Source organism: Lysobacter soli, from assembly GCF_009755585.1.
In the GTDB taxonomy this organism is placed as follows: domain Bacteria; phylum Pseudomonadota; class Gammaproteobacteria; order Xanthomonadales; family Xanthomonadaceae; genus Lysobacter_J; species Lysobacter_J soli.
The window spans coordinates 3,278,310-3,303,525 of the sequence record NZ_CP046603.1 but is presented as its reverse complement, the minus strand read 5'-3'; the positions used below and the strand labels follow the sequence as shown (position 1 = coordinate 3,303,525).

The window sequence follows — 25,216 nt, the reverse complement described above, 5'->3', positions numbered from 1 at the left end:
AGCGGTTTGCGAAAAGCATGTTAGCGATGCAGACGAACAGCGATCGTCGTCGTCGTCGTTCGACGCGTCGTCCGGACCGGCGATGGCCGTGACGCCACGCCGACCTGCCTGAAAAAAAAATGAGCGAAGTTGTTGACAGTGCGAAAAAGCGTGATTAGGTTTCGCCCAGCAGCGTCTCCTGCGGAAGAGAGTGAGTACAGACAACGCGACAACTCGCGGCACAAAACGAACCTCCGACCGGGCTGTCGAAACGGTGGACGCAGGGTTCGTTTCCCCCGCGAAAACGCGCACCGTGCACACGCAGGCCAGGCACTCCATCCAACCCGGTCCGCTCATGGCGCGCCGGGTTTTTGTTTGCCCGCACATGCGGGCGGCACCAAATCCGTACCGGCGCGTCCGCGCGTCGGCGGCTGCTCGCGGGTCCGACTCCCGCGGCTTAGGTTCTACTGGGCGATAGACCTGCACGACCACTGATCAATGCTGATCAACCACTGACGAGGAGCCATACCATGGCCATGAAGAAAGCTGCGAAGAAAAAGACCGCCGCCAAGAAGGCGACGAAGAAGGTCGCCAAGAAGGCTGGCGCGAAGAAGACCGTGAAGAAGGCCGCCAAGAAGGCGACCAAGCGTCCGGCCAAGAAGGTCGCGAAGAAGGCCGCCAAGAAGACCGGCGCCCGCAAGACCGCGAAGAAGGCGACCCGCAAGACCGCCGCCAAGAAGGCCACCAAGAAGACTGGCGCCCGCAAGACCGCCGCCAAGAAGACCGCGAAGAAGGCCACCAAGAAGGCCGGCGCGCGCAAGACCGCCAAGAAGGCTGGCGCGAAGAAGACCGCCAAGAAGGCGACCAAGAAGGCGGCTCCGAAGAAGGCTGCCAAGAAGTCGAGCCGCAAGAAGACCGCCAAGAAGGCGGCTGTGACGGCGATGCCGGCCACCCCGGCGCCGATGATCTAAGAAAGCCCCGAAGACCGTAATCGAGCTCTCTCCCCGCAGCCCAGGCGGGGGGAGAGTTTTTTTTTGGGAGGTCGAAAGGCGCGGGCGACGCATCGTCGGCCGTGGCTCTTCCGTCACAGGTGCGCGCCCGGCAGCGCGTTCCCGCAGGCGCGATGTCGCGGAACGATCGGGCGACAGCCGGTCTCCCGCCGAGTGGCAGCCACGAACCTGCCTAGTGCGTTGGCTCCAAGGACGGCGCGGTTGCCGTCATCGGCAGCAGGTTGCCCTACGCATAGCCTGGACCAGTGATAGGTGGTTGCCGGCTCTCATCGCGGCGCCAGGCCGGGCAGTGCCGCCGCCACGTCACCGACGCACTGCGCTCGAAACCGAACGCTGTTGCAGCCCGGATAAGCGGGCGCGCGGCCAGGCGCTGTCACGCCTGCCCCGGGTGCGCTGCGCTTACCCGGGCTACAAAGGCTGGAGTGGCCGCATGGCCTCGCATCGCGACGCGCGCACCACTGCCAACGCGGAACGCTTCGGCGCCCGACGGCGAACAAGGATCAAACGGGAACGACGCCGGGAACTACACCGGCGTCCATGACGCGCGAGTCGCGCGGGTCGAAGCGAAGCCGCTTACTGCGGCGCGGCGGTCGAAGCCGACGCGTGCGCGCCCGGTGCGTGCGGGGCATCGGGCGACGTGTCGTCGGTCGCCTCGGCGTACAGCGTCGGGTCGATGTCGTCGTCCAGCCACTGGCCCGGCGGCAGCCCGAGGGCGGTGTCGAGGATGGTCGGCAGCATGCCGGAGGGCAGCGAGCTCTCGCTGTTCCACATCAGCGCCACGCCGAAATCGAGCTCCGGCACCATCGCGATCAGGCCGCGATAGCCCTGCACGGCGCCGCCGTGGAAGACCACGTCGTGTCCGGCGTACTTGTACGTGCGCCAGCCGAGTGCGTAGCCGGCGCCGGTCAGGCGCGTGCGACGCCACGACGAACCGCGGATCTCGCTCGGCGTGTCGACCAGCTGGTGGTGCAGCGTGGCCAGCAGCGGCGCGGGCAGCACGTCGGGACGATGGCCGGTGTGCGCGAGCAGGTACTGCGCCATGTCGCTGGCGCTGGCGTTGACGCCCGCGGCCGGCAACACCTGGTAGTAGGTGGTCTTGGGCATCATCGACACCCAGCCGCCGCGACCGCGCACATGCGGGCGCGCCCAGCTCGGGCTGGCCTGGATACCTTCAAGGCCCAGGCTCGCATCGTTCATGCCCAGCGGCTTGAAGATGCGACGCTGCACTTCCTGCGCATAGAAGTCGCCGGTGGCGGCGAACACCATGTCGCCGACCAGGCTGAAGGCGACGTTCTGGTAGCTGTAGCAGGTGCCCGGCGCGCATTGCAGCGGCGCGTAGGCGAGCTTCTGCGTGAGCGTGCGGAAATCGACGTACTGCTCGAGGTCGCGATCGAATGCGTTATGCGTCAGGCCGACGCGATGGCTGAGCAGGTCGGCGACGGTGAGCTGCTGCGACGCGGCCGGATTGCTCAGGCGGAAGGAGGGCAGGTAATCGACGAGCTTGCTGTCCCAGCGGAGCGAGCCGTCATTGACGAGCAGGCCCGTCATCGTGCCGGCGAAGCTCTTGGACAGCGAGGCCAGGCGGAATACGGTGTGCGAATCGACCGGCGTCGCGCGGCTGGTATCGGTGATGCCGTACCCACGCGCGCTGAGGATGCGACCGTTGTGCACCATCGCCATCGCAAGGCCCGGCACGCGCTGGCCGGCGACGAGCTGCTGCGCCATAGATTCGAACTGGCGCACGTCGAAGCCGGCAGGCAGCGGCACGGCAGGCGGAAGCGGTGCCGCGACCGGGCGGACGTTCGCCGTGGTGAAGGCATTGGGCATGGCGACCGGCGCGCCCGAGTGCTGCGGCGTCTGCGCGGTCGAGCCAAGCGTGAGCGGCAACAGCAGCGCGATGGCACCGATGCGGCGCAGGCTGCGCGAAGGCTTTTTCACGTTGCTTTTCATGGCCTTCGCCCCTGCTTCACGATCTCGCGGGATCATAGCGCCAATCTCAGGGGGCAGCGCAACACTCCGCAACACAGCGCTGATTTTTCAGGCTTTAGTGGACTGTGTCGCAGTTCGCGAGCCGCCCTTTTTCGTATTCACTTTTGTGGATGCGCCCACCTGCGTGAAGACTGCGCGAACCGGCGCGTTCAGCTTGCGCGGCTGACGCCCATCAGCCGGCGCGGATCAGGTCAGCCGCGCGCTCGGCGATCGCCATCGTCGGCGCGTTGGTGTTGCCGCCAATGAGCGTCGGCATCACCGATGCATCGACCACGCGCAGGCCTTCGACGCCGCGCACGCGCAACTGCGGATCGACCACCGACAACGCGTCCGAACCCATCCGGCACGTGCCGACGGGGTGGTAGATGGTTTCCGCCTTCGCGCGGATGAAGGCGACGAGATCGTCGTCATCGAGGTCGTCGCGCGCCGGGAAGATCGGCGCGCCGCGGTATTCGTCGAAGGCGGGCTGCGCGAGCAGTTCGCGTGAGAGCTTCGCGCACTCGACCATCATCTTCAGGTCGAAGCCCTCCGTGTCGCTGAGGTAGTTCGCCTCGATGCGCACGTGGTCGCCGGCATGCGCGCTCATCAGGCGCACGCGACCACGACTGCGCGGCCGCAGGAAACAGGCGTGCACGGTGTAGCCGTCGCCGGGCAGGCGATGGCGTCCGTGATCGTCCAGCATCGCCGGCACGAAGTGCAGCTGGATGTCGGGGCGTTCGTCCGGCGCAAGGCGCGAACGCACGAAGCCGCCGGCTTCGGCGATGTTGCTCGAGCCGATGCCGCTGTGCCCGCGCAGGTAATAGTCGAACGCGATGCGCGCGTCGCTGAGGCGGTCGTAGGTGATCGGCTTCGGGCAATGCCGCAGCGTGCAGATGTCCAGGTGGTCCTGCAGGTTCTCGCCGACCTGCGGCGCATCCACCACGACGTCGATGCCGTGCCGGCGCAGCTGCATCGCCGGGCCGATGCCCGACAACATCAGCATCTGCGGCGAGTTGAGCGCGCCGCCGCACAGCAACACTTCGCGCGCCGCAGCCTGGTGGAAGGCGCGCCCATTCGCCCGGTACACCACGCCGTTGGCGCGTCCGTGCTGGAAGGTGATGCGGTTGGCCTGTGCGCCGGTGACGATGGTGAGGTTGGGGCGACGGCGCACCGGGTCGAGGTAGGCGACGGCACTCGAACAACGCGCACCGTCCTTCTGCGTGACCTGGTAGAGGCCGAAGCCGTCCTGCCGCGGGCCGTTGAAGTCGTCGTTGACCGCGAAACCCGCCTGCCGGCCGGCTTCGATGAAGACATGCGAAAGCGGATTGCTGTAGCGAAGGTCGGACACGTACAGCGGGCCGTCGTCGCCGTGCAGCGCGTCGGCGCCGCGCGTGTTGCGTTCGCTGCGGCGGAACCAGGGCAGCACCGAATTCCAGTCCCAGCCCGTCGCGCCCCGCGTCGCCCACTCGTCGTAATCGCCGGGCACGCCGCGCGTGTAGCACATGGCGTTGATCGAGCTGGAACCGCCCAGCACCTTGCCGCGCGGCCACCACAGCGTGCGGTCGTCGAGCGCCGGCTCCGGCGCGGTGTGGTAATCCCAGTTCACGCGCCGGTTGTTCACCAGCTTCGCCAGGCCGGCGGGCATGTGGATGAAGGGGTGGCTGTCGCGCGGGCCGGCTTCCAGCAGCAGGACCTTGACGTCGGGATCGGCGGAGAGCCGGTTGGCGAGCACGCAGCCGGCCGAGCCGGCGCCGATGATGATGTAGTCGAACACGTGTGCCCTTGTCCCGAACCGCCGAGTTGCCGGCCGACCGTAAGTGGCGCCATTAGAGCAAATGCTCCCCGTGCGCACCCGTTCCCGCGCCCAGCCCGCTTCGGGCGTGGCAGGCAGGGCGGACAGGCGAGCAAGGCAAAGCCCGGTCATCGGGGCCGGTTAGACTCGCGCCATCGTCCCCGGAGTTCCCACCGCGATGCCGCAGGCTCACGAAGAAGGCGTGCCCGCAGCAACGGGCGCCCGCGTCCGCGGTGGCGAGTGGCCCGCGGTGGCGCTGTCGTTCGCCTACTTCTTCTGCGTGCTCGCGGCGTACTACGTGATCCGGCCGCTGCGCGAGCAGCTCGTGGCCGCGGTCGGTTCGACGCAGCTGCCGTGGTTCTACGGCGCGACGTTCATCGCGACGCTCATCCTCACGCCCGTGTTCGCGTGGCTGATCGCCCGCTACTCGCGGCGCATCGTCGTGCCGCTGGTGTACCTGTTCTTCATCGGCTGCCTGTTTGCGTTCGTGCCGCTGTTCGCCGACCCGGCGCTCGTCGGTCCGCGCGCTCTCGGCACGGTGTTCTTCGTCTGGGTGAGCGTGTTCAACCTGTTCGTCGTGTCGGTGTTCTGGATCTTCATGTCCGACATCTGGAACGTCGAGCAGGCCAAGCGCCTATTCCCGATCATCGCGGTGGCGGGCACCGCGGGCGCACTGTCGGGCCCGACCCTCACCGCGACGCTGGTGAACATCATCGGCGTCGCGCCGCTGCTGCTGGTGTCGGCGTCGCTGCTCGGGCTGGCGGTGGTGTGCATCGTGCTGCTCGGGCGGTGGGCGCGAACGCATGGCGAACGCCGCTTCGAAGCCGCGCAGGAGGCGCCCATCGGCGGCGGCATGCTCGATGGCCTGAAGCAGGTGTTCACCGATCCGTTCATGCGGAACATGGCGATCCTGCTGCTGCTCGCCGACGGCATCGGCACCGTGAATTACGCGCTGGTGGCCGACTATTCCGGCACGGCGTTGACCGATGCAGTCTCGCGCACCGCCTTCGCCGCGCGCGTGGACCAGGTGGCGAACCTGCTGACCGCGATCACCCAGCTCACGCTGACGCGCTGGCTCCTGCCGCGTCGCGGGCCGGGGCCGGTGATCCTGGTGTGGGCGGTCGTGAGCATGCTCGCGTTGTCGCTGGTCGTCTTCTCGCCCGATCCGCACGCGCCGATGGCCTTCGGGCTGCCCGCCGTGGCGCTGGCGCTGATCGTCAGCCGCGGACTTGCGTACGGCATGGCGGAACCCGCACGCCACAGCCTTTACGCGCGCGTGCCGCGCAACGTCCGCTACAAGGGCCAGAACGCGGTGGACACGGCGGTGTGGCGTTTCGGCGACACGGCCATCGCGCTCGGAATGAACGCCCTGCGCACGCTGGGCGTGACCACGGGCGGCTTCGCGAGCATCAGCGCGCTGGCGGCGCTCAGCGCGGCGACGATCGGCTGGCGCATGTCGCGACGCGTGGAAGCGACGCCGGCGGCGGAGGCGCAGCCGGCGACGTCGTAAGTTTCAGCCAGGATCGAGCGGGCTCGCCGCATTCTTCGAGACAACGTCATCCCGGCGAAAGCCGGGATCCAGGCCATCACGCCGTCCGCCGCATCGCTTCGCTTCAGGCCTGGCACGCTGGAACGAACACGTGCATCACGCCGCAGCAAACGCTACGGTGCGCTTGCCAGCCTGGATCCCGGCCTTCGCCGGGATGACGGCTTCCAGAAGCAGTCACGCGGAGAATCGGAATGTCCATGCTTGTGCTGCTGCTGATCGCCCTCGTCGCACTCCTGCACGCGTACTTCCTCGTGCTCGAAATGTTCCTCTGGACGCGCCCGCTCGGCATGAAGGTCTTCCGCCTCACGCGCGAGAAGGCCGAGTCGACGAAGGTCCTTGCCGCGAACCAGGGCCTCTACAACGGTTTCCTCGCCGCGGGCCTGGTGTGGTCGATCATCGGCGAGCGCCGAGACGTGGCGACGTTCTTCCTCGCGTGCGTTGTCGTAGCCGGCGTCTACGGCGCGGCGACGGTCAACAAGCGGATCTTCTTCGTGCAGGCCGTGCCGGCGCTGCTTGCGCTGGCCGCGCTGTGGTTCGTCGGCTGACGCGGAAAACTTACTTCCGCGGCGACACCCACATCGCGATCGACGCGCGGAATACCGCGTCACCGGCGTCGTTCTTCACGATGACGGTGACGGGCAGTTCGTAACCCGACGTGGATTCGACCACCGGAACATCCGGCGTCGCGACGCCGTGCATCGTGCCGGTCGCCTTCTTCAGGTATTCGACCGTCATGCCCTTGGGAATCCAGCGCATCGACGCAGGCAGCGTTGCGTCCGTCATCACGCCGGCGGCGAGTTCGGCCAGGTTGCACAGCGCGATCGCGTGCACCGTGCCGATGTGGTTGTGCACGCGGCGGCGGTCGGCGATGCGCACCTCGCAGCGGTTCGGCTCCAGCGACACGATGCGCGGCGAGATCGTGCCGAAGTAGGGCGCCTTGAAACAGATCGCGCGCGAGAACAGCCAGTGGCCGGCGGGCCAGCGCATGAATTTGCGATACAGCGAGAGCAGGGGCGTGGACATGGCGGACGTGTTCCAGTGGCCAGATACGACGACGGCGGGACATGCCCGCCGTCGTTGGTTTCAGATCGCAGCGTCAGGCGGCGTAGCGGCTGTCGCGCTTGCCGATCTCCGAGGTGGCGGCACGCAGCTCGGACGGATCGAAGTCGTCGACGCTGATCGTGTCGATCGTCAGCTCACGCAGCTCTTCGAGCTGGCGGCGCTCGTCGGCGGTGATCCAGCCTTCGCGCACGCCTTCCTCGAGCTGCGAGGCGAAATCGTGCGCCTCGATGCCCTTCTGCTTGAGCGCCTTGAGGAACTTGCGCTCCACCGGCTCGGCGAGCACGGCCTTCTGCAGGTAGCTGGCAATGCGGCCGCCCGGGTTGTTGGCGGTCGGCGTCAGGAACACGCCCTTGCCGAGGCGATCGCGCGCTTCGTTCGGCGACATCAGCAAGGAAGCGACCTTGTGGCCCAGGCGATCGCTCGGGTACTGCGCGCGACGACCCAGCGGGAACACCAGCGCCCACAGCAGCCAGCCGACCGGACGGATCGGGAAGTTGCGCAGCGCGCCGGAGAACGCCTTCTCGATCTTGAAGGTCGCGTTGTGGATCGACCACGCCAGCAGCGGCTGGTCGGTGACCGGGCAGCCTTCGTCCTGGTAGCGCTTGAGCAGCGCGCTGGCGATGTACAGGTTGCTCAGCACGTCGCCCAGGCGGCCCGACAGCGATTCCTTGAACTTTAGCTTGCCGCCGAGCAGCAGCATCGAGGTGTCCGCGCACAGCGCCAGCGCCGCCGAATAGCGGTTGAGCTTGCGGTAGTAGCGGCGGGTATACGCATCGCCCGGCGCCTTGCCCAGGCGCGCCGACGTCAGGCCGAACCAGAACGAACGCACGGCGTTGGAGATCGCAAACCCGATATGGCCGAACAGATTGCGGTCGAACTCGCGCAGGCGCTCGGCCGGATCGGGCAGCGTCGCCGCCTTCATTTCCTTCAGCACCCACGGATGGCACAGGATCGCGCCCTGGCCGAAGATCATCAGCGAGCGCGTCATGATGTTCGCGCCTTCCACCGTGATCATGATCGGCGCGGCCTGCCAGTTGCGGCCGGCGAAGTTGCGCGGGCCGAGGATGATGCCCTTGCCGCCGATGATGTCCATCGTGTCGCGCGCGACTTCACGGCCCAGCTCGGTGCAGTGGTACTTCGAGATGGTCGACGGCACCGCCGGCAGTTCGCCGCGCGCCACGGCTGCGGCCGAGGCTTCGGCCAGCGCGCTGATGGTGTACGCGTTGCCGCCGATGCGGGCCAGCGCTTCTTCCACGCCTTCGAAGCGGCCGACCGACAGGCCGAACTGCTTGCGGATGCGCGCATACGAACCGGTGACGACCGCACCGAACTTCGAGCCGCCCGACGCGGTGGACGGCAGCGTGATCGAGCGGCCGATCGACAGGCACTCGACCAGCATCTGCCAGCCCTTGCCGGCGTAGGCTTCGCCGCCGATGAGCTGGCTCAGCGGAATGAAGACGTCCTTGCCGCGGATCGGGCCGTTCTGGAACGGGCTGTTGAGCGGCATCGCGCGGCGGCCGATCTCGACGCCGGCGGTGTCGCGCGGCAGCAGTGCCAGCGTGATGCCGATGTCCTGCTTGTCGCCGATCAGGCCTTCCGGGTCGTACATGCGGAACGCCAGGCCGATCAGCGTCGCGACCGGGGCGAGCGTGATGTAGCGCTTGTCGAAGGTCAGCTTCACGCCGACCACGCGCGCGCCGTTCCATTCGCCCATGCAGACGATGCCGTAGTCGGGGATCGACGTCGCGTCCGAACCGGCCCACGGGCCAGTCAGGCCGAAGCACGGTACTTCACGGCCGTCGGCCAGGCGCGGCAGGTAATGGTCCTTCTGTTCCTGCGTGCCGTAGTGCATCAGCAGCTCGGCCGGGCCGAGCGAGTTCGGCACGCCAACGGTGGAGGACACCACCGAGGACATCGAAGCGAGCTTCTGGATCACCTTGTGGTTGCCCAGCGCGGTGAAGCCCAGGCCGCCGTATTCCTTCGGCACGATCATGCCGAAGAACTTGTTCTTCTTGATGAAATCCCACAGCTCCGGCGAGAGGTCGGCGTCGACGTGGGTGATCTGCCAGTCGTCGATCATCTTGCACAGCTCTTCGACCGGGCCATCGAGGAAGGCCTGCTCGTCGGCGCTCAGCGTCGGGCGCGGCTGGTTGTGCAGCACGTCCCAGTCGGGCTTGCCGGAGAACAGCTGGCCTTCCCAGCCGACGGTGCCGGCTTCCAGCGCGACGCGTTCGGTTTCCGACAGCGGCGGCAGGATCTTCGTGTAGAAGCCCAGCAGCGGCTTGGTAATGAACGGCAGGCGGAACTGCGGCAGCAGCAGCGGCACCGCGATCACCGCGGTGACGATGGCGGCGACGACGGTGGCCGTGCCATTGGCGCCGAGCAGCCAGCAGGCGACCAGTGCGGTGGCGGTCAGCGCCGCCCAGACCGGCAGTCGCAGGCGGTGGTAGGCGGCGATGGCGCCGACCAGCAGGAAGGCAATGAAGGGAATCGCGATGCTCATGACAGCGCTCCAGCAGCGGTGCGGCGGTACGTATTAAAGGTAAGTGTGGTCGGGTCGCGGCGATGCGCAGGTGCCTTTCCGGGAACATCCCGTTTACCGCTCGGCATTCAAGCGCGCGCATCAAACGCTTGCCATACGGGCGAGTATGGTAAGATCGCCGCGCTACTGTCAACCGCACCTTTGCCAGACCGGCCCGCCTTCATGCCTTCTTTCGGGGTTCTTGACGGCCTGCATACTGTTCCCGCCGCTGGCGTATGGTTAAACTGGAAACCATGAGCTCAGACGCCCAGACCAAGCACGAAGGAGCCGGACAGGACCGTCCCGGCGAACGCGCAACCGGCGAGAGGACGGCACAGGCACGATCCGCGCCTGAACGCACCGGCCGCCTGAGCGCCGACGACTGGGCCCAGGCCGCGCTGGACCTCATTGCCGAGCAGGGCGTCGCCGCGGTCGCGGTCGAACCGCTCGCGCGCCGGCTCGGCGTGACGAAGGGCAGCTTCTACTGGCATTTCCCGTCCCGCGATGCGCTGCTCGTCGCGGCGCTGGAGCGCTGGGAGAAGGTCGAGCAGGAAACCGTCTTCGGCCAGCTCGAACCCATTTCCGACCCGCGCGAGCGCCTGCGCGCGCTGTTCACGCTGGTCGCGCACGAATTCAAGTCGCACGTCATCTATTCCGAGCTGCTCAAGGCGCTGGACCATCCGGCGGTGCAGCCGGTGATCGGTCGCGTGTCCGAGCGTCGCCTGGAGTACCTCACCGCATCGTTCCGCCAGGCGGGGCTCAGCCGCACCGACGCCCAGCACCGCGCGCGCCTGCTGTACGCCGCCTATGTCGGCTTCCTGCAGCTGAACCTGCAGCTGCACCAGGCGCGCATGCAGCACGACGAATTCGAGGCCTATGTCGAGCACATGATGGCCACGCTGATTCCTTCAGCATGAGCCCGATCGTCAGCCAGATTTCCCATAAAGCCGGCCCCCGCTGGAGGTAGTTCCGCAATGAATGCCATTTCCCATGACGTCGCCAAACAACCTGCCGTCGCCCCGGGGAGCGAAGGCAGCAAGCTCGCCGCGCTCAATGCGTGGGTCGCCGAAGTCGCCGCGCTGACCAAGCCCGACGCCATCCACTGGTGCGATGGCAGCGATGCCGAGAACGCCGCGCTCATCGCGCAGATGCAGGCCGACGGCACGCTGATCAAGCTCAACGAGACCACGCACCCGAACAGCTACCTGCACCGCTCGCATCCGGACGACGTCGCCCGCGTCGAACACCTCACCTTCGTCTGCACGACGAAGCAGGACGACGCCGGCCCGAACAACCACTGGATGGCGCCGGCAGATGGTCACGCGAAGATGGACGCGCTCTTCGACGGCTGCATGAAGGGCCGCACGATGTACGTGATCCCCTACTGCATGGGTCCGATCGATTCGCCGCTGTCGCGTTGCGGCGTGGAAATCACCGACAGCCCGTACGTCGTGGCGAACATGCGCATCATGACGCGCATGGGCGCGGCTCCGCTGGCGCGCATCGAGCGCGAAGGGAAGTTCGTGCGCGGCCTGCATTCGATCGGCGAGCTCGATCCGGAACGCCGCTTCATCATGCATTTCCCGGAAGAACTGACGATCAAGTCGTTCGGTTCGGGCTACGGCGGCAACGCGCTGCTGGGCAAGAAGTGTCATGCGCTGCGTATCGCCTCGCACCAGGCCCGTTCGGAAGGCTGGCTCGCCGAACACATGCTGATCCTCGGCCTGGAAAACCCCCAGGGCGAAACGCACTACATCGCCGCGGCATTCCCGTCCGCGTGCGGCAAGACCAACCTGGCGATGCTCATTCCGCCGGAAGGTTACCGCGCCGATGGCTGGAAGGTCTGGACGGTGGGCGACGACATCTGCTGGATGCGCCCGGGCGCCGATGGCCGCCTGTACGCGATCAATCCGGAGGCCGGCTTCTTCGGCGTCGCGCCGGGCACGTCGGCCAAGTCGAACCCGAACGCGCTCAAGTCGATCCAGAGCAACACGATCTTCACCAATGTCGGCGTCACCGCCGACAACCAGCCGTGGTGGGAAGGCCTCGACGACGGCCAGCAGCCGGCCACCGACTGGCGCGGCAACCCGTACGAGGCGGCCAAGGGCCCGGCGGCGCATCCGAACTCGCGCTTCACCGTGAGCGCCAGGCAGTGCCCGAGCTACTCGCCTGAAGCGGAAAACCCCGCCGGCGTGCCGATCAGCGCGATCGTCTTCGGCGGTCGTCGTCCGTCGCTGGTGCCGCTGGTGTTCGAAGCCCGCGACTGGACGCACGGCGTGCTTGTCGGCGCCGCGATGGGCTCGGAAACCACCGCTGCCGCAACCGGTGCCGTGGGCGTGATGCGCCGCGATCCGATGGCGATGAAGCCGTTCTGCGGCTACAACTTCGCCGACTACTTCACGCACTGGCTCTCCTTCGACCAGGCGGGCGCGAAGCTGCCGAAGATCTTCCACGTCAACTGGTTCCGCAAGGGCGACGACGGTTCGTTCCTGTGGCCGGGCTTCGGCGAGAACCTGCGCGTGCTGGAGTGGATGATCCAGCGCGTGAAGGGCGAGGCCGGTTCGGTCGAAACGCCGATCGGCCACCTGCCGAAGGACGACGAGATCAACCTCGACGGCGTGGAACTCACTGACGAAGCGCGCGCGAAGCTGTTCGGTTTCGAACGCGAAGGCTGGCAGGCCGAATTCGCCAGCATCGGCGAGTACCTGGACGAATACGGTCCGCGCATGCCGCAGGCGCTGAAGGACGAACAGCAGCGCATCGTGAAGGCGCTGCAGAACTGAGGCCTGCATGACACCGAACCCCGCCGCGCTCGCGGCCAGTCGTGAATTCGAGATCGACGGCCGCCCGCTGCGGGTGTTCGACGGCCACCTGCCCAATGTGGCCGATTACGTGCGCGGCCTGGCCAAGGCCGCGTTCACGCGCACCGAGGTCGCCCGGCCGGAAACTGCCGAGCACAAGCACTGGGCGACCGAAATCAAGCTCGAAGCGCTCGTGCAGCAGCCGATTTTCGACGTCACCGCGCGTGCGGTGCTCGGCTTCACCACGCGCGAGTACGGCTACCGCCCGTACCGCGCGTACACCAACGTCGCGACCTTCGGCGACATGCTTTTCAGCCACACCGACTGCCTCCCGGACCAGCACGACCTCACCGCGCTGTGGTACCTGTGCGAGCACTGGGACCTGGAATGGGGCGGCGAGACGATGTTTTTCGACGCCAACGACGAAGTCGCTGCGGCAGTGCAGCCGCGCCCGGGCAGGCTGGTGATCTTCGACGGCGCGATCAAGCATGTCGGCCGCCCGCCGAACCGCATCTGCTACGCGCCGCGGTACACGTTCGCGATCAAGTTCGAGCGCCAGCGCGCTCCCGCCTGACGCACCCGAGCAGGCAACCATCCCGGGAGGGCGCGTGGAGACGGCGAGCTTCGATGCAACGTTGCCGGTGCGTGCGCCTGATGCGCGCTGGTTTCCCGTCGACCTTCACGTGCCGGAGCGTCGCTTCGACATGGCGACACTCGACGTCGAAGTGCTCGAACGCTCGACCTTCCTCGACACGCGTCTGGACGCGACGCTCGCGTCGATCGAGCACGTGACAGCCGACCGCTTCGCCGGGTTGCCGTCGCAGCGCGCGCCGGCCTGGCTGTTCCACACCTCGTTCTGCGGCTCGACGCTGCTCGCGCGCGCCGCGCACGTGCCCGATCTCCAGGTCGCGCTGAAGGAACCGCTGGTGCTGCGGCGCCTCGGCGATGCACGTCATTCGGGCTGGTCGATCGACGGGCTGTGCGACACGACGGTACGCCTGCTCTCGCGTCCGTGGACGCCCGATGGCAGTGTGCTGGTGAAGGCCACGCACGCGGCGCTCAACATCGCGCCGGACCTGCTGCGTGCATCCCCCGAAAGCCGCGCGGTGCTGCTGACTTCGACGCTGGACGATTTCCTTGTCTCCAACATCAAGAAAACCACGGAAACGCAGGCAAAAGTACCGGAACTCGCCGAGCGCGCGCTGAGCGCCGGAACGCTCCATCAGCGCCTTCCGGCGCAGGCGTTGCAGCCGCCGGACCTGCTGTGCGCGGTCGCACTGCAATGGGCGGCGCAGCGCGACCTGCTCGCCGGGCTCGTGCGCGATTTTGGCGAACGCGTGCGCGTGCTCGATTTCGCGACCCTCGCTGACGATCCCGAGAACGTCGTCGTCGCCTGCGCGCGCTGGTGGCGGATGCCGTCGCCGGAAGACGCGCTGCGCCTTCGCGCGCGCGAGGTCGCTCACCGCAATGCGAAGGCGATGTCGGTGGAATACAGTGCGGAGCAACGCGCACGGGAAGCGCGCATGGTCCAGGAACGCTTCGGGGCTGAACTCGCACGCGCCCGCGACTGGGCGCAGCGCTTCGTGCTGCCGCACCTGGGATCGCCACTGCCCATGCAACCGCCACGGGACTGGACATGAACGCCGCAACGCTCTGGCAGCGCGCCGAGACCTACGCGAAGCAGGGCCAATGGGCGGCCGCGCTGACGGCGTACGACGGCGTGCTCGAACACGATCCGAACCACGTCATGGCGATGCTCCGCGCCTCGCGCATGGCGCTGTCGCTTGGGCGCTATCGCGATTCGCGCGAGTACGCCGTTCGCGCGCTCGCCGCACGTCCGCAGGGCGACGAGGCCGTGCTCAACCTCGCGCGTGCGCTGCGGCTGTTCAACGAGCCTGCGCTGCTGATGGAGTGCCTGGTGCATTCGCGCTGGCAGGAACGCCGTTCGGCGGCATGGCTCACCGAAGTGGCGATGCTCGTCAGCACCAGCGGCGAGAACGAACTGGCGATGCAGCTGCTGGACCTCGCCGTGCAACGCGATCCCCGCCACGCGCCGGCGCGCTATTTCCGCGGCGTGGTGCACATGTTCTTCGGCCAGATGGAGCAGGCGGAAGACGAACTCGAACAGTGCATCGCGATCCTGCCGACGTACGCGCAGGCGCACTGGGTGCTCTCGCGCCTGCGCAAGCAGACCCCCGAGCACAATCACGTCGCGCGCATGAAGGCGCTCATCCCGCGCGTCCCGGCCGGCAGCGAAAGCCGCGTGTACCTGGCCTACGCCGTGCACAACGAGGCGCACGACATCGGCGCGTACGACGAATCGTGGCAGGCGCTGGAACATGCCTGCCGCACCAAGCGCCAGCTGTCGCCGCACGACCGGACCGATGCGCGACGCATGTACGAAGGCCTGGCGAAGTTGTGCGATGCCGGCTTCGTCGCCGCAGGGCATGCGCACGCAGACGAACCGGCGCCGTACCGTCCGGTGTTCGTCGTCGGCATGCACCGCTCCGGCAGCACGCTCCTGGAACAGTTGCTCGGCGGGCATCCGGACGTCACCGACGGCGGCGAGACGTATTCGTTCGCCTCGCAGATGCGCTACTTCGCCGATTACCGCAGCCGCGGCGTGCTCGACGCCGAACTCGTGCGCCGGGCGGACAAGGTCGATTACGCCGCGCTCGGGCGTCGTTTCCTCGAACACACGGCGGCGCGCGCGAAGGGCAGGGCGGTGCTCACCGAAAAGCTCCCGTCGAACTTCCTGCACCTGGGGTTCATCGCCCGCGCGCTGCCGCATGCGCGGATCCTGCACATGGTGCGCGATCCGGTCGACACGTGTTTCTCGAACCTGCGCACGATGTTCTCCGACGTGAACACGTTCTCCTACGACCAGCGCGAGCTGGCCGAGTGGTACGGCCAGTACAGGGGCCTGATGGCCCACTGGCACGCGGTGATGCCGGGCCGGATCATGGACGTGCGCTATGACGAGCTGGTCGCCGATCCGGAAGGCGTGATGCGCCGGGTGCTCGCCTTCTGCGAGCTGCCCTGGGACACGGCCGCGACCACGCTCGACCGCCCCGGCGCCGTGGCCACCGCCAGCAGCCCGCAGATGCGCGGGGGCATCATCAAGGACCGCAAGGCGGCCTGGGCCCCGTACGCCGACAGGCTGGGTCCGCTGCTCGAGGCCCTGGCGCCCTGGCGCGAGCCGCAGGCGTCCCCTTAAACCCGCGCCCCGTCCGGCGCATCCATATGGACATGCTGACCGTCGTGACCGAAAGCCTGACCGATGCCCCCGCCGTCCCGGACGACGGCAGCGAGGAACGCAGCCTCGTGTCGGCGGCCGCGCGCGGCGAGATGCGCGCCTTCGAGGCGCTGTATCGCCGCCATGCCGGGCGCGTCCACGGCGTCATCGCCCGCCTGGTTGGCGGCCATGGCGCCCGTGCGGAGGACCTGACGCAGGAAGCCTTCGTGCGCGCATGGCAGGCGCTGCCGGCGTTCCGCTTCGAGTCGGCGTTCTCGACCTGGCTGCACCGGCTGGCCGTGAACACCGCGCTGATGGAACTGCGCAGCCGCCGCAGCCGCCCGCAGGACGAGGGCGACTCGGACGAAGAAGTTTTCGACTTGATCGGCAGTGCCGATTCGGCCGGACATACCACCGCGCTGTCCATGGACCTGGAACGCGCCGTCGCCAGCCTGCCGCCGCGCGCCCGCGCGGTGCTGGTCCTGTACGACGTGGAAGGCTGGAAGCACGAGGAGATCGCCGCCGAACTCGGCATGGCGGTCGGCAGTTCGAAGGCGCAATTGCACCGCGCGCGCAACCTGCTGCGCGACCGGTTGGAGGCACACGCATGAACACGAACCACACCGAAAACACCGGTCGCGACGACCTCCCCGATGCGCTGCGCTGGCAGTTGCGGGCGATGCGCCGCGACGAAGCGCCCGAGCGCGACCTCTGGGCCGGCATCGCCGAGCGCATCCAGGCGCAGCCGCGCCAGGTGCAGAAGCAGCGTCCGCGCTGGATCGCGCCGGTCGCGATGGCCGCCACCCTCGTGCTCGCCGTCGGCGTGATCGGGCTGTGGCGCAGCGGTGGCGAAGGCCCGGCGCTTCCCGGCAACGCGACCGCGCAGCGCGACACGCTCGTGCAACTGGAAGCGCAGGGCATGCGCCGCCAGTACCAGGCCGCGATGATCGAAGTCGGTACGGGCCGGCCGCCGGCGGAATTGCAGCCGGCGTTCGACGAACTCGACCGCAACGCCGCGCTGATCCTCGACGCGCTGGCGCACGATCCGAACTCGCGCCTGCTGCTCGAACAGCTTCGCAAGACCTACGCACGGCGCCTGGCACTGGCGCAACGCGTCGCCTACGCATGACCGGTGCCATCCAGATGCCGCTGACCACTTTCACCACCCAAGAACCGAAGCCTGATTCCCGGAGAACGTCCATGACCCGCGCCCACATCCAACGCCTCGCATTCGGCCTGGCCCTGCTGACGGCGCACGGCGCCTTCGCCGCCACGCCGATCAACGAGTCGCGTCCGCTGGACCCGCGTGGCCGGGTCGAGATCGAAAACGTCAAGGGCAGCGTCGAAGTGCGCGCCTGGGACAAGCCGGAGGTGAAGATCGAAGGCAGCCTCGGCGAAGGCGTCGAGCGACTGGAGATCGACGGCGACCGCGAACACCTCAGCATCCGCGTGAAGTACCCCAACCGCAGCGGCATGGGCGTGTTCGGCGGTGGCGACAAGAGCGAGCCGACCGACCTGCGCCTGATGGTGCCGATCCGCGCCGACCTCGACATCGACGTGGTCTCCGCCGACGTCAACGTCGAAGGCGTCGCGTCGAACGAGTTGTCCATCGACTCGGTCAGCGGCGAGGTGACCGTCGCCGCCGCGCCGCGCGAAGCCGACTTCGACAGCGTCAGCGGCGACCTGATGCTCACCGTCAACTCCAGCCGCGTCAGCGCGGAAACGGTGAGCGGCGACCTCAACCTGCGCGGCCGCCTCGACGGCGAGGTGCGCGTGGAAACCGTGTCGGGCCGCGTCGACGTGAGCACGCTCAACACGCGCGTGCAGAAGCTGTCCGGCTCCACGGTGTCGGGCGACATCCGCATCAACACCGCGCTGGCGAACAACGGACGCGTCACGCTGGAAACCGTCAGCGGCGACCTCGACCTCACGCTGCCGAAGAATCTGTCGGCGAACGTGCGCGGCGAAAGCTTCAGCGGCGACCTGGCCGCACCGGGCGCGCAGATCAATCGTCCGAAGCATGGTCCGGGTTCGAGCTTCGACCACCGCTACGGCAACGGCGATGGCGACGTGTCGATCGAAAGCTTCTCCGGAGATGCGACGCTTCGCCTGGAATGAGCGCGTCAAAACGCCTGCGAAAAAATGCAAAAAAAGCCGCCTTTTTGGCGGCTTTTTTATGGCTGTGACAGACAGCAGCGACAGTGCGCGACGTCAGCCGTTCTTCATCCCGAACCAGCAATTGAACGCGATGGTGATGCGTTCGTCGTCGCCGAAGAACGGCATCACCTCGTGTTGCAACCACGAGGGGAACAGCACCAGTTGCCCGGCCTGGAAGCGGATGTTCCATGTGCCGTGATGGTACGGGGCGCGCAAGCGCGCATTGCCGGCGTCGAGGAAATAGTTGCTGTAGTGGTGCGGATTGTGAAACCGCAGCACGCCCGACTCGGGGCGATCGGCTGGCGTGGTGCCCGGATCCACGCAGTACACGCCGGACCAGGACGCCATCGGATGCGTGTGGTTGATGGTGAAGCCGCCGTTGCGCGTCACGTGGAACCACGTGTGCGAGAAGATCTGCAGCCGCTTCATTTCCTCGGCGCTGTAGCCGTTGAGGTCGGCGATCGTGCGGCCGAGCACCGACCAGCAGAACTGGCGAAGTTGCTGGATGCACGCGTCCGGCCAGGCGAACAGGTTGAAGTCGCTCTCGAACACGCCAGGCTGCTGCTGCAGCGACGGATTCGGATTGGCGTAGCGCGCGCCTTCGGCTTCGCGCGACAGGATCAGCGCCCGCAGCTGCGGGTTGAGCGCGGCAGCGTCGGGCAGCATGTCCTGCGCGAAGGGGACCGAAAAGACGGGGCTGATCTCGAAGCTCATGCGATCGCTGCGGCGCGTTGGGAATGCCGAGTTTAGCCCGGTCGGCGCGTCCCGGATAAAGCGGCGGCCCCTTGCGGGGCCGCTGCGAATGAACCTTCGCGGGGAAGGATCAGAACTTCTGCGAATACCGGAAGTAGAAGAAGCGTCCCGGCACGTCGTACTGCGGATCGAACGAGTTGGCGAAGGCGGTGTACGCGATCGGCGGGTTCTTGTCGAAGATGTTGTTGATGCCGACGGTCACCTTCGCATTCCACGGCGCGTTCCAGTAGAGGCTCGCGTCATGGAAGGTCGAGGCGCCCACATGGTGCTCGTTCGCCGCGACGACGGTGAAGTCGTCGCCGCCGGCCGTACCGTCCCAGGTGCCGTTGCCGTTGGCATCGGTCGGGATGCTGCGGAAGCGGTCGGTGGTGGTGCAGAGCCAACCGTAGCCGTAGTCCTCGAAGGTCTGGCAAGGCTCGGTCTGGTCGGAGTAGTAGCGCACGTTCCACGTCGCGCCCCAGTCGCCCTTTTCCCAGCGTGCCGCGAGGTTCGAACGGATGCGCCAGTAGTTGAGCAGGTTCGGACCGTCGTATTCGCCGACGAGGTTGCCGCCTTCGTTCGCCGCCATCGCCGAACCGATCGCGGGCTCCTTGAAGATGTCCTCGCCGTAGATGCCGTCGCCGTCGTTGTCGTTGAGGAATTCCGACAGATAGGTCGTGTCCCACGTGAAGCTGAACTTGCCCCACGAGTTCTCGGGCAGGCGATAGCTCACCGTCATGTCCCAGCCTTCGACCTTCGTGCCGCCGATGTTGGTCGTGGTGTTGAGCAAAGTGAGGATTTCGCCACCGGGCTGGCGGCTGTACAGGTCGCAGGTCGCGCCGGTGCCGCCGGAGTCGATGCACTGCTGGATGATCGCGGTCGCGCCGACGGTGGTGATGGCGTCCTCGATCTTGATCTTCCACCAGTCCAGCGAAACGTCGAGGCCTTCGACGAAGCTCGGGCTGTAGACCAGGCCTGCCGTAGTCGATTCGGCCTTCTCGGGCAGCAGGTTCGGATTGCCGCCGACGGTGATGCGGATCTGCGTGTTGTTCTGCGCGTAACCGTCGGGGGGGACGCCCTCCGCCACGCAGCGTGCCTGTGCCGGGGGCGTCTGGTTGCCGAAGTTGGCCTGGTTGCAGGGGTCGCTGACCTGCGGGAACGAGTCGGCCTGTCCGGCGAACAGTTCGGCGATCGACGGCGCGCGGAAACCTTCGGACCAGTTGCCGCGGACCAGCAGGTCTTCGATCGGCTTCCAGCGGAAACCGAACTTGCTGTTGAGCGTGTCGCCGAAGTTGCTGTAGTCGGAATAACGCGTGGCGACCGAGAAATCGAGCAGCTTCGCGCCGGGCACGTCGGCGAGCACCGGGATGGCGAGTTCGAGGTACGCCTCGTCCACGTCGTAACCGCCGTTGGTGGCGGTGCGTGCGTTGCCGGTGGTGTTGCCGGAATTGATCAGCGCATCGGGCGAGTCGTAGCCGTCCTCGGTACGGTGTTCGAGGCCGACCGAGAATCCGAGCGGACCGCCGGGCAGGTCGAACAGGTCGCCGCCGATGTTGGCGTAGTAGGTCTTCTGCGTGTAGCTGTACTCGTCATGCGCGACGAAGGTCGTGTAGTCGAGCATCTCCTGCGTCAGGCTGCCCACGCCACCGAGCATGTTCATCGGCACGCAGCCGGCGATCGGCGCGTCGGGCGTTCCGCAGGTCGGCACGCCGGCGCCGTCGATGAACGATGGTCCAAGCGCATTGCCCAGCGAGATCACGTTGAACAGGCCGTTGGTGGTGTTGTTGGCCTTGTTGCGTCCGTAGAAGTAGCCCGCTTCCCAGTCGTAGTACTTGTCGGCGAAGTTCAGCGTGCCTTCGAAGCCCGCGTTCATCGCGAAGGTGCGCACGTCCTGGCTGAAGCGACGACCGCCGGTTTCGACCGCGCGGCGCTGCACCCAGTCGATGTCCTCGCCGAACGGGTTGTAGATGCTGTCGGCACTGATGACGACGTTGCCGGCGTTGGTGCCGGCGACCGGCACGCCCAGCGTGATGGGCATTGCCGCCAGGAGCTGCTCGGACTGGCGTTCGTTGTAGGTCAGCGTGGTCTTGAAGCGCACGTTGTCGGTGATGTCCACCGACGCATTGCCGAACACCGAGCGACGTTCCTGCGGGGTCAGCAGGTAGTTGTCCGGCGCGAAGTTGTAGATGTCGGCGCCGGTGAAGTTGCGCCAGTTCGCCGCGCCCGCGCCCGGATCGTAGGTGAAACTGCCGGTGGTGCCGTTGGGACGGCAACGCGACGGCGCGCCCGATGCGGTGAAGCACTCGCCGAAACGCACCGAGAAATTGCCGTTCGGCGTCGTCGAGCTGCCGCCGAGCGCTGCGCCGGTGGTGTAGATCGGCTCCTTGGAGATGTAGCGGTCGCCCGCCATCACCGGATCTTCCTTGACGTAACCGAAGCCCAGCATCACCGCGAAGCGGTCGGACGTGCTGCCGATGGTGAAGTCGTACGACTGGCGGAATCCGTCGCCCTTGTCGAACTGGCCGATGTAGGCGTTGGCTTCGGCGCCTTCGAAGTTCTGGCGCAGGATGATGTTGACCACGCCTGCGATCGCATCGGAACCGTAGATCGCCGAGGCGCCATCCTTCAGCACTTCGACGCGTTCGACGGCCGCGGTCGGGATCGAGTTGAGGTCGACCTGGCCACCCAGGCCCGTACCCGATGCGCCGCCGACCCACCGGCGTCCGTTGACCAGCACCAGCGTCCGGTTCGCGCCGAGGTTGCGCAGGCTGACGCCGGTGTCGCCGTTGCCGCCGTTGTTGAAGGTCGTGTTGAGCGTGGAACCGTTGGCGGTGATGTTCTGGATCACGTCGCCGACGGAAGTGAGGCCCTGTGCGGTGATGTCATCGCGACTGAGCGAGAAGATCGGCTGCGAAGTCTCGATGTCGGCACGCTTGATGCGTGAACCGGTGACTTCGATGCGGTCGAGGGTGGTCGTTTCCTGGGCGGGGGCGGGCGCAGGGTCCTGGGCCTGTGCTGCGCCCATGCCGGCCGCAGTCGTGGTGCCCAGTGCGAGCGTTACGCGAATTGCGTCCCGGAGCTTTGTTGTCTTCAAGATCATCGCTCTCTCCAAGTCGGTCTAAGTTGTTCCCATGGGAACCACGCCGGGCGGAGCAAACAACCACGCCAAGTCCGGCAAGGTCGGGCCCGATGGTAGACCTGCGGAGCGAATACTTAAAGTGTTGTTAATCTTCAACAGTATGAACGCGCATTGTTTCATTTCTGAAACGCTCGCAAAAAACTACGGCCCCTTTCGGGGCCGTAGCTGTGTTGCAAGTGCCGTTGGTACCGATCAGAACTTCTGCGAGTAGCGGAAGTAGAAGAACTGGCCCGGCAGCTCGTACTGCGGATCGAACGTGTTGGCGAACGCGTTGAGAACGATCGGCGGGTTCTTGTCGAACAGGTTGTTGATGCCGACCGTGACGCGGGCGTTCCACGGCGCGTTCCAGTACACGCTCACGTCGTGGTACGTCGTGGCGCCGATGTGGTGCTGCGATTCCTTGATCGAGGTGATCGAATCGCCGCCGGCCGTACCGTCCCATACGCCGTTGTTGTTGGCGTCGGTCGGGATGCCGATGAAACGGTCGGTTTCCGTGCACAGGTAGCCGAAGCCGTATTCCTCGAAGCCCGGATCGCACACCTCGTCCTGCGACGAGTAGTAGCGGACGTTCCAGGTCGCGCCCCAGTCGCCCATCTCCCAACGGGTCGACAGGTTGGAGCGGATGCGCCACTTGTTGTCGTTCTGCGCGTACTCGCCAACCAGGTTGCCGCCTTCGTTGTAGTTCAGCGGCTGGCCGATCGCCGGAGCCTGCTGCTCGTCTTCGCCGAAGATGCCATCGCCGTCGACGTCGTCCTTCTGTTCGGCCAGGTACGTGGTATCCCACGTGAAGCTGAACTTGCCCCACGCGGTTTCCGGCAGACGGTAGCCGACGGTCAGGTCGTAGCCTTCCACCTTCGTGCCACCGATGTTGGTGGTGGTGTTGAGCAGCGTCAGGATGTTGCCGTCGGGCTGGCGGGTGTACAGATCGCAGGTCGGGCCGGTGCCGCCGGAATCGACGCACTGCTCGATGATGGTCTGGCCACCGATCGTGGTGATCGCGTCATCCAGCTTGATCTTCCACCAGTCCAGCGAGACGTCGAGGCCTTCGACGTAGCTCGGGCTGTAGACGAAACCGAAGGTCGTGGTTTCGGCCTTCTCCGGCTGCAGGTTCGGGTTGCCGCCGACGGTGATGCGGATCTGCTGGCTGTCCTGGCGGTAGCCGCCGGCCGGAACGCCTTCGGCGCGGCAACGCGCCTGCGCCTGCGGCGCGAGCGTGTTGTAGTTGGCCGTGTTGCAGGGATCGCTCAGGCTCGGGAACGAGTCGGCCTGGCCCGAGAACAGCTCGGCGATCGACGGAGCGCGGAAGCCCTCCGACCAGTTGCCGCGGACCAGCAGGTCCTCGATCGGCTTCCAGCGGAAACCGAACTTGCTGTTGAGCGTGTCGCCGAAGTTCGAGTAGTCGGAGTAGCGCGTGGCCACCGAGAAGTCGAGCAGCTTCGCGCCCGGCACGTCGGCCAGCACCGGGATGGCCAGTTCGAGGTAGGCCTCGTCCAGGTCGTACGCACCCGCCGTGGCGGTGCGGGCGTTACCCGTCGTGCTGCCCGAATTGATCAGCGCGTCCGGCGAGTCGTAGCCTTCTTCAGTGCGGTGTTCCAGGCCGAACGAGAAGCCCAGCGGGCCGCCCGGCAGCGCGAACAGGTCGCCGCTGATGTTGGCGTAGTAGGACTGCTGGGTGTAGCTGTACTCGTCGTGCGCGGTGAACGTCGAGTAGTCCAGCATTTCCTGCGTGATGCCGCCCACGCCGCCGAGGAAGTTCATCGGCACGCAGCCGCTGACCACGGTCGCTGCCGAGGTGCCGCAACGCAGGGTGCCATCGGCGTCGCGGAACGACGGACCGAGGGCGCTACGCAGCGCTTCGACGTTGAACAGGCCGTAGGTCGTGTTGTTGGCCTTGTTCTGGCCGCGGAAATAGCCCGCTTCCCAGTCGAAGTACTTCTCGGCGAAGTTCAGCGTGCCTTCGAAACCGGCGGACATCGCGAACGTGCGCACGTCCTGGTTGAAGGAGCGACCGCCCGTCTCCGTCGTACGACGGCTGATGCGGGTGATGTCCTCGCCGAACGGGTTGTAGGCGTTGTCCGCATCGATGACGACCGAACCCGAGCGGGTGCCGGCGACCGGCTGGCCGAGCGTGACCGGCATCGCCGCGAGCAACTGCTCGGAGACGCGCTCGTTGTAGGTCATCGTGGTCTTGAAGCGGATGTCGTCGGTGATGTCGACCGACGCATTGCCGAAGACCGAGCGACGTTCCTGCGGCGTCAGCAGGTAGTTCTCGGGAGCGAAGTTGTACGCGTCCTGGCCCGGCACGTACGGACGGGCGGGCGTGCCGGCGCCGTCGTAGGTCAGCGTGCCCGGGACGCAGAGCGCCGAACCCGGCAGCTTGGCGCCGCGCGCCACGCGGGCACGGGTGCCGGTGTTGGTGGTCGTCAGGTTGCCGGCGGCGGTGACGTACAGCGGAGCACCCGCGGCATTGACGCGGTCGCAGCCTTCGCCCGCACCGAAGCGGCCGTTCGGGCTGGTGCCCGAGCCGAAGAAGTTGCCGGTGGTGTAGGTCGGCTCCTTCGAGATGTAACGGTCGCCGGCCATGACCGGCTCTTCCTTGACGTAGCCGTAGCCCAGCATCGCCGAGAAGCGGTCGCCGCTCGTGCCGATGATGAAGTCGTAGGCCTGGCGCGTACCGTCGCCCTTGTCGAACTGGCCGATGTAGGCGTTGGCTTCGGCGCCTTCGAAGTTCTGGCGCAGGATCACGTTCACCACGCCGGCGATGGCGTCCGAACCGTAGATCGTCGACGCGCCGTCCTTCAGCACTTCGATGCGCTCGACCGCGGCGGTCGGGATCGTGTTGAGGTCGACCGCGCCGCCCAGGCCCGTACCACCGACCCAGCGACGACCGTTCACCAGCACCAGCGTGCGGTTCGAACCGAGGTTGCGCAGGTTGACGCGCGTCTCGCCGTTACCGCCGTTGTTGTAGGTGCTGTTGAGCGTCGAACCGTTGGCGGTGATGTTCTGGATCACATCGCCGACGGAGGTCAGGCCCTGCGCGGTGATGTCGTCGCGGCTGAGCGAGAAGATCGGCTGGGACGTTTCGATGTCTGCGCGCTTGATGCGCGAACCCGTCACCTCGATGCGATCGAGGGTCGTGGCTTTCTCGCCTTCCTGGGCGAAGGCGACGCCGGTGCCGGCCGCCGCGGTGGTGCCCACGGCGAGCGCGAAGGTAATCGCGTCGCGGAGCTGGGTGGTCTTCAAGGTCATCTCTCTCTCCGAAAAACTCAGG

At 66.9% G+C, this 25,216-nt stretch carries 18 protein-coding genes; 10 read left to right on the top strand and 8 right to left on the bottom strand.

What is annotated here, in order from left to right; translation table 11 throughout:
- Nucleotides 1-484: 484 nt before the first annotated feature.
- The 3 genes from GOY17_RS18995 to GOY17_RS15055 form a co-directional block, all read right to left on the bottom strand.
- Nucleotides 485-943, bottom strand: a complete 459-nt coding sequence (locus GOY17_RS18995; RefSeq protein ID WP_386840412.1) for a hypothetical protein — start codon at nt 941-943, stop codon at nt 485-487.
- Between the two features lie 619 nt (nt 944-1,562).
- Nucleotides 1,563-2,663 (bottom strand): serine hydrolase domain-containing protein, encoded by a 1,101-nt coding sequence (locus GOY17_RS15060; RefSeq protein WP_425482310.1) that lies wholly within the window; start codon nt 2,661-2,663, stop codon nt 1,563-1,565.
- Between the two features lie 487 nt (nt 2,664-3,150).
- The gene (locus GOY17_RS15055) at nt 3,151-4,731 is read right to left on the bottom strand and encodes a GMC family oxidoreductase (RefSeq protein ID WP_157031010.1); all 1,581 of its coding nucleotides are present in this window, start codon (nt 4,729-4,731) and stop codon (nt 3,151-3,153) included.
- Nucleotides 4,732-4,951: 220 nt separating this feature from the next.
- Between GOY17_RS15055 and GOY17_RS15050 the strand changes: the two genes are divergently transcribed.
- Nucleotides 4,952-6,259, top strand: coding sequence for an NTP/NDP exchange transporter (locus GOY17_RS15050; protein ID WP_198173705.1), 1,308 nt, complete (start codon nt 4,952-4,954; stop codon nt 6,257-6,259).
- A 230-nt stretch (nt 6,260-6,489) separates the two neighbouring features.
- Nucleotides 6,490-6,843 carry a DUF1304 domain-containing protein gene (locus GOY17_RS15045; protein WP_157031008.1) on the top strand — a complete coding sequence of 118 codons (354 nt, stop codon included), beginning with the start codon at nt 6,490-6,492 and terminating at the stop codon, nt 6,841-6,843.
- Between the two features lie 10 nt (nt 6,844-6,853).
- On the opposite strand, the gene GOY17_RS15040 is transcribed toward GOY17_RS15045, so the two are convergent.
- Nucleotides 6,854-7,321 (bottom strand): hotdog fold domain-containing protein, encoded by a 468-nt coding sequence (locus tag GOY17_RS15040; RefSeq protein WP_157031007.1) that lies wholly within the window; start codon nt 7,319-7,321, stop codon nt 6,854-6,856.
- A gap of 73 nt (nt 7,322-7,394) precedes the next feature.
- Nucleotides 7,395-9,863 carry an acyl-CoA dehydrogenase gene (locus GOY17_RS15035; protein WP_115843399.1) on the bottom strand — a complete coding sequence of 823 codons (2,469 nt, stop codon included), beginning with the start codon at nt 9,861-9,863 and terminating at the stop codon, nt 7,395-7,397.
- A 272-nt stretch (nt 9,864-10,135) separates the two neighbouring features.
- Here GOY17_RS15035 and GOY17_RS15030 point away from each other — a divergent pair, with 272 nt between their 5' ends.
- The 8 genes from GOY17_RS15030 (at nt 10,136) to GOY17_RS14995 (ending at nt 18,035) form a co-directional block, all read left to right on the top strand.
- Nucleotides 10,136-10,798 carry a TetR/AcrR family transcriptional regulator gene (locus tag GOY17_RS15030; RefSeq protein WP_115843397.1) on the top strand — a complete coding sequence of 221 codons (663 nt, stop codon included), beginning with the start codon at nt 10,136-10,138 and terminating at the stop codon, nt 10,796-10,798.
- 57 nt (nt 10,799-10,855) lie between these two features.
- Nucleotides 10,856-12,664, top strand: coding sequence for a phosphoenolpyruvate carboxykinase (GTP) (locus GOY17_RS15025; RefSeq protein WP_157031006.1), 1,809 nt, complete (start codon nt 10,856-10,858; stop codon nt 12,662-12,664).
- A gap of 7 nt (nt 12,665-12,671) precedes the next feature.
- Nucleotides 12,672-13,256, top strand: a complete 585-nt coding sequence (locus GOY17_RS15020) for a 2OG-Fe(II) oxygenase (protein ID WP_115843392.1) — start codon at nt 12,672-12,674, stop codon at nt 13,254-13,256.
- A gap of 34 nt (nt 13,257-13,290) precedes the next feature.
- On the top strand, nt 13,291-14,322 hold the full coding sequence (locus GOY17_RS15015) for a hypothetical protein (RefSeq protein WP_157031005.1): 1,032 nt from the start codon (nt 13,291-13,293) through the stop codon (nt 14,320-14,322).
- On the top strand, nt 14,319-15,899 hold the full coding sequence (locus GOY17_RS15010) for a tetratricopeptide repeat-containing sulfotransferase family protein (RefSeq protein ID WP_157031004.1): 1,581 nt from the start codon (nt 14,319-14,321) through the stop codon (nt 15,897-15,899). The genes GOY17_RS15015 and GOY17_RS15010 overlap by 4 nt, the downstream gene beginning before the upstream one ends.
- A gap of 26 nt (nt 15,900-15,925) precedes the next feature.
- A complete protein-coding gene (locus tag GOY17_RS15005; RefSeq protein ID WP_232338446.1) occupies nt 15,926-16,528 on the top strand; it encodes an RNA polymerase sigma factor in 603 nt (200 codons plus the stop codon).
- Nucleotides 16,525-17,046 carry a hypothetical protein gene (locus tag GOY17_RS15000; RefSeq protein WP_157031003.1) on the top strand — a complete coding sequence of 174 codons (522 nt, stop codon included), beginning with the start codon at nt 16,525-16,527 and terminating at the stop codon, nt 17,044-17,046. The genes GOY17_RS15005 and GOY17_RS15000 overlap by 4 nt, the downstream gene beginning before the upstream one ends.
- A 71-nt stretch (nt 17,047-17,117) precedes the next feature.
- A complete protein-coding gene (locus GOY17_RS14995) occupies nt 17,118-18,035 on the top strand; it encodes a DUF4097 family beta strand repeat-containing protein (RefSeq protein ID WP_181902841.1) in 918 nt (305 codons plus the stop codon).
- Nucleotides 18,036-18,128: 93 nt separating this feature from the next.
- Here GOY17_RS14995 and GOY17_RS14990 read toward each other — a convergent pair whose 3' ends face one another.
- The 3 genes from GOY17_RS14990 to GOY17_RS14980 form a co-directional block, all read right to left on the bottom strand.
- The gene (locus GOY17_RS14990) at nt 18,129-18,788 is read right to left on the bottom strand and encodes a putative 2OG-Fe(II) oxygenase (protein WP_157031002.1); all 660 of its coding nucleotides are present in this window, start codon (nt 18,786-18,788) and stop codon (nt 18,129-18,131) included.
- A gap of 109 nt (nt 18,789-18,897) precedes the next feature.
- Nucleotides 18,898-21,906, bottom strand: coding sequence for a TonB-dependent receptor domain-containing protein (locus tag GOY17_RS14985; RefSeq protein ID WP_157031001.1), 3,009 nt, complete (start codon nt 21,904-21,906; stop codon nt 18,898-18,900).
- Nucleotides 21,907-22,137: 231 nt separating this feature from the next.
- The gene (locus GOY17_RS14980; RefSeq protein WP_157031000.1) at nt 22,138-25,194 is read right to left on the bottom strand and encodes a TonB-dependent receptor domain-containing protein; all 3,057 of its coding nucleotides are present in this window, start codon (nt 25,192-25,194) and stop codon (nt 22,138-22,140) included.
- Nucleotides 25,195-25,216 lie beyond the last annotated feature (22 nt).

Excerpts from the sequence above, each read along its gene's own strand:
- GOY17_RS15060 (WP_425482310.1), bottom strand. The coding sequence starts at position 2,663 with ATGGTGCACAACGGTCGCATCCTCAGCGCGCGTGGGTACGGCATCACC.
- GOY17_RS15045 (WP_157031008.1), top strand. The coding sequence starts at position 6,490 with ATGTCCATGCTTGTGCTGCTGCTGATCGCCCTCGTCGCACTCCTGCAC.
- GOY17_RS15040 (WP_157031007.1), bottom strand. The coding sequence starts at position 7,321 with ATGTCCACGCCCCTGCTCTCGCTGTATCGCAAATTCATGCGCTGGCCC.
- GOY17_RS15035 (WP_115843399.1), bottom strand. The coding sequence starts at position 9,863 with ATGAGCATCGCGATTCCCTTCATTGCCTTCCTGCTGGTCGGCGCCATC.
- GOY17_RS15030 (WP_115843397.1), top strand. The coding sequence starts at position 10,136 with ATGAGCTCAGACGCCCAGACCAAGCACGAAGGAGCCGGACAGGACCGT.
- GOY17_RS15025 (WP_157031006.1), top strand. The coding sequence starts at position 10,856 with ATGAATGCCATTTCCCATGACGTCGCCAAACAACCTGCCGTCGCCCCG.
- GOY17_RS15020 (WP_115843392.1), top strand. The coding sequence starts at position 12,672 with ATGACACCGAACCCCGCCGCGCTCGCGGCCAGTCGTGAATTCGAGATC.
- GOY17_RS15010 (WP_157031004.1), top strand. The coding sequence starts at position 14,319 with ATGAACGCCGCAACGCTCTGGCAGCGCGCCGAGACCTACGCGAAGCAG.
- GOY17_RS15005 (WP_232338446.1), top strand. The coding sequence starts at position 15,926 with ATGGACATGCTGACCGTCGTGACCGAAAGCCTGACCGATGCCCCCGCC.
- GOY17_RS15000 (WP_157031003.1), top strand. The coding sequence starts at position 16,525 with ATGAACACGAACCACACCGAAAACACCGGTCGCGACGACCTCCCCGAT.
- GOY17_RS14995 (WP_181902841.1), top strand. The coding sequence starts at position 17,118 with ATGACCCGCGCCCACATCCAACGCCTCGCATTCGGCCTGGCCCTGCTG.
- GOY17_RS14990 (WP_157031002.1), bottom strand. The coding sequence starts at position 18,788 with ATGAGCTTCGAGATCAGCCCCGTCTTTTCGGTCCCCTTCGCGCAGGAC.
- GOY17_RS14985 (WP_157031001.1), bottom strand. The coding sequence starts at position 21,906 with ATGATCTTGAAGACAACAAAGCTCCGGGACGCAATTCGCGTAACGCTC.
- GOY17_RS14980 (WP_157031000.1), bottom strand. The coding sequence starts at position 25,194 with ATGACCTTGAAGACCACCCAGCTCCGCGACGCGATTACCTTCGCGCTC.